This window comes from Neoroseomonas rubea (assembly GCF_016106015.1).
In the GTDB taxonomy this organism is placed as follows: domain Bacteria; phylum Pseudomonadota; class Alphaproteobacteria; order Acetobacterales; family Acetobacteraceae; genus Neoroseomonas; species Neoroseomonas rubea.
Map to the genome: position 1 here is coordinate 1 of NZ_JACADQ010000395.1, position 3683 is coordinate 3683.

General features: G+C 73.6%; 5 protein-coding genes. 2 read left to right on the forward strand and 3 right to left on the reverse strand.

The genetic code is table 11. The features are described 5' to 3' along the window. Window positions 1-431, reverse strand: a 431-nt coding sequence (locus tag HW577_RS22485) for a DUF4175 family protein (protein ID WP_198378348.1), incomplete at its 3' end; no start/stop codon positions are given. After that, on the reverse strand, window positions 428-1765 hold the full coding sequence (gene lysA / locus HW577_RS22490; protein WP_198378349.1) for a diaminopimelate decarboxylase: 1338 nt from the start codon (window positions 1763-1765) through the stop codon (window positions 428-430). The genes lysA and HW577_RS22485, both read right to left, overlap by 4 nt. Before the next feature lie 255 nt (window positions 1766-2020). On the opposite strand from lysA, the gene HW577_RS22495 reads away from it, so the two are divergent. Together HW577_RS22495 and HW577_RS22500 are read left to right on the forward strand one after the other, a co-directional pair. Beyond that, window positions 2021-2800 carry an enoyl-CoA hydratase/isomerase family protein gene (locus HW577_RS22495; protein WP_232475162.1) on the forward strand — a complete coding sequence of 260 codons (780 nt, stop codon included), beginning with the start codon at window positions 2021-2023 and terminating at the stop codon, window positions 2798-2800. A 142-nt stretch (window positions 2801-2942) separates the two neighbouring features. Further along, window positions 2943-3230, forward strand: coding sequence for a hypothetical protein (locus HW577_RS22500; RefSeq protein ID WP_198378351.1), 288 nt, complete (start codon window positions 2943-2945; stop codon window positions 3228-3230). A 257-nt stretch (window positions 3231-3487) separates the two neighbouring features. Here HW577_RS22500 and HW577_RS26705 read toward each other — a convergent pair. Further along, a partial coding sequence (locus tag HW577_RS26705) for a hypothetical protein (protein ID WP_232475163.1) occupies window positions 3488-3683 on the reverse strand: 196 nt, incomplete at its 5' end.

Consider the following 3683-nt stretch of genomic DNA (forward strand, 5'->3'; position numbering starts at 1 on the left):
GGCCGGGGCGGGGCGACGCGCAGCGCGGCGAGCCGTTCCGCCGCGCGGCGCCGATGCGCGGCCCACAGCGCGAGAGCGACCGGGTCATCCCCCGTCGGTCGGTCCGCGAGCGTCGCGATCGGCCGGTGCGACAGTCCGGAATCCCGTTCCAGCCGGCGTTCCGCCGCCGGCAGGCCGGGCGCGCGCAACTGGGACGCGGCGCGCATCCCGGCCCAGGCCAGGGCGCCAGCGAAGCCCAGCAGCAGCAGCAGGTGCAGCCAGGCCGGCAGCAGCAGCGGCAGCCCCGCCAGCGCCATCACGAGGAACACGCCGAGCACGCCCAGCACCGGCCAGAGCGCCGGCCACGCCGCTTCCCACCAGAGGGCGAGCCGCGCGAGCCTTGTTCGCCGGGCCAGCCGGTGAGCGAGGGGATCGCGCGGCGCGTCGGTCATCCGAGCCACTCCGGCAGGCGCTGCCCGTGCAGCAGTTCCTCATAGGTCTGGCGTTCCCGCACCACGGCGAAGCGGTCGCCATCGACCAGCACCTCGGCCGCCAGCGGCCGCGCGTTGTAGGTGGAGGACATGACCGCGCCATAGGCCCCGGCATCGAGGAACGCGACCGCGTCGCCCGCCGCGAGGTCGGGCAGCAGCCTGCCACGGGCGAAGGTGTCGCCCGTCTCGCAGACCGGGCCCACCACCTCGGCCGGCGAGAGGGGGGCCGCGGCCCGCGCCGCGGAGAGCGGGACGATGCCGTGCCAGGCCTCGTACATCGCCGGGCGCACCAGGTCGTTCATGGCCGCGTCCACGACGACGAAGCGATGCGACGCGCCGCGCTTCTGCAGCACGACCGAGGCGAGCAGCACGCCGGCCGGCCCGGCGATCCAGCGCCCCGGCTCGAGCATCACGGGCAGGCCGAGCTCGCCGAGCGTGGCGCGAATCGCACCCGCCAGCGCCTCGGGCGAGGGCGCCGGCTCGTCGCGATAGGGAATGCCGAGGCCGCCGCCGCAATCGACGCGCTGCACCGGAAGGCCCTGCGCGCGCAGCGCCTTCACCATCTCGGCCAGCCGGGCATAGGCGGCACGGTAGGCGGCCATCCCGGCGGTGATCTGGCTGCCGATATGCGTCGCGATGCCGATAGGCGCGATGCCGGGCAGCGCGGCCATGCGGGCATAGACCGCGGGCGCGTCCTCGAAGGCGATGCCGAACTTGTTCTCGCTGCGCCCGGTCGTGATCTTGGCGTGGGTCTTGGCGTCGACGTCCGGATTGACGCGCAGCGCGACGCGCGCGGTGCGGCCCATGGCGGTGGCGAGGGCGGAAATCATGTCGATCTCCTCCGCGCTTTCCGCGTTGATCTGGAAGATGTCCTCGGCCAGCGCGTGGCGGATCTCCTCGGCCGTCTTGCCGACGCCCGAGAAGACGATCGCCGAGCCCGGGATGCCGGCGGCGCGCGCGATGCGGAGCTCGCCCTCGCTGACCACGTCGGCGCCGAGGCCCTCGGCGGCCAGCACCTTCAGCACGGAGAGGTTGTCATTGCACTTCATGGCGAAGTGCACGGTGGCGGACAGGCCGGCGCCGGCCAGCGCGGCCTTGAGCGCGCGGGCGCGGCGGCGCAGCGCGCCGGCCGAATAGACCCAGGCGGGGGTACCGGCCTCGGCGGCGATGCGCGCCAGCGGCACCTCCTCCATCAGCAGCCCGTCCATGGCGTGCAGGGAGAGATGCGGGCGCAGCGCCAGGAGTTCGGCGAAGGAGGGGTCCTCGGACACGGCGAGGGGGAGCGGGGCGGCCATCCGCCTATTGTCGGGACGGGGCGGGCGCTCCGCAAGGCGCGTTACGTGCCGGGGGGCGTGGCCAGGGGCGACGATTCCGGGGAGGATGCGCACGGACGACCCGGACTACGAAGGGGAGGCCCGTCGCCCGAAGGGCCGAGCGCCCGCATGGGCGCCGCCCGGGGTTCGGCATCACGCCGAAGGCGGGCTGTCCGCACGACGCGTCTGAGGGCGCCGAAGGCAGAGCCTTCGGCGAGCAAGAATATGAGGACCGCCATGACCGAAGACATCCGCCTGGACCCGCCGAGCCTTGAGATCGCGGGGGCCCGGGCGACCATCCGCCTCCACCGTTCCCGCCACCGCAATCGCATCGAGCCGGCCGACATCGTCCGGCTTCTGGAGCATTTCGACACGATCGACGCCAACCGCGACCTGCGCGTGCTGGTCCTCGCCGCATCGGGCCCGGCCTTCAGCGCTGGCTTCCACCTGGGCGGCTTCGCCGAGGACAAGGACGCGGCCGCCCGCGCGCCCGGCTTCGACGCCATGGTCGACCGCTTCGAACGGGTCCGCGTGCCGACGATCTGTCGCCTCCAGGGCGGCGTCTATGGCGGCTCGACCGACTTCGCGCTGACGGCGGATTTCCGAATCGGCGTGACGGGGATGGAGATGTTCATGCCGGCCGCGCGGCTCGGCGTGCACTACTATCCCGGCGGGCTCGAGCGCTACGTCTCCCGCCTGGGCATGAACACGGCCAAGCGCCTGTTCCTGACGGCCGAGAAGCTCGGCGCCGAGGAATTGCTGCGCATCGGCTACCTGACGCACCTGGTGCCGCCCGCCGAGCTCGACGCGGCGGTCGACAGGCTGGCGGACACGCTCTGCGCGATGGCGCCGCTGGCTTTGCAGGGGATGAAGCTGGCGTTGAACGAGATCGCGCATGGCGCGCTGGATGCCGCCGCCTGCGAGGAGCGCGCGCGCATCTGCAAGGACAGCGCGGACATGCAGGAGGGCCTCGCCGCGTTCCGGGAGAAGCGGGCGCCGGTGTTCCGGGGCGCCTGAGCCCGTCGGCGCGAGGGCCTCGGCCTTCGCGCCGGCGGAAACGCCGGGAAACACGACGCCCCGATCCTGCCTTTCTTCGGCCCGGTGGAAGACTTTTCGCGGCTCCAGCGTTCCTCGCATGGAAAACATCGAGGACAAGGACATGCGACCCATCCAGCGCGCCGCTGTCGGCGGCCTGTTCGCCCTCTGGCTCGCGCCGCTCTCGGCGCTGGCGGAGAGCCAGTCCTCCAACTCCTCCTCGAACTGCTCCAACGGGCGCTGCACGCGCGTCGATTCCTACACGGTCGAGGATCGCTACGGGCGGCGCGGCTGGGTGCGGGAAGACCGCTGGCGCGACGGGCGCGGCGCGCGGGAATCCTGGGGCTGGGGCTGGGTGGCGCCGGACCGGCGCCAGCCGCGGCGGGTGCGTGACGACGACGATGATGATTGATTGAAGGCGGGGTCGGTGGTGGGCGACGTTCCGCCACCCCCGCATGCGTCGAACCCTGGGCGATGGCGAGGATCGCCGTGCCGGCCGTGGTTTCGTCCTGACGCGATGCCTGGTCCCGACATCCCGTGCGGCGGATGGGCTGTGAACCTCCGGGGCTCCGCGGTCCATGACCGGCAGGCGAGTGCGCAGGGCCCGCGGCGCCTAGGCATCTTGGCCGCGCGCGGTCGTCCGGTCGCGCCGGACGACCCGGAACATCATCACCGGCCCGCGTGTGCGCTCGGGGATGCCCCGGCCATGGCGGCGTGGCAGCCGCGGGCGGTCGCGGCCGGCGCGGCGCGGTCCGGCATCACGCCCATGCCTCCGGTCCAGGTGGCGAACGCATCGCACAGCGCCGCCAGGCGCAGCGGCAGGTCGTCCGCGGCGCGCGGGTCCGCGCCGCGCGCGAAGGCGGGC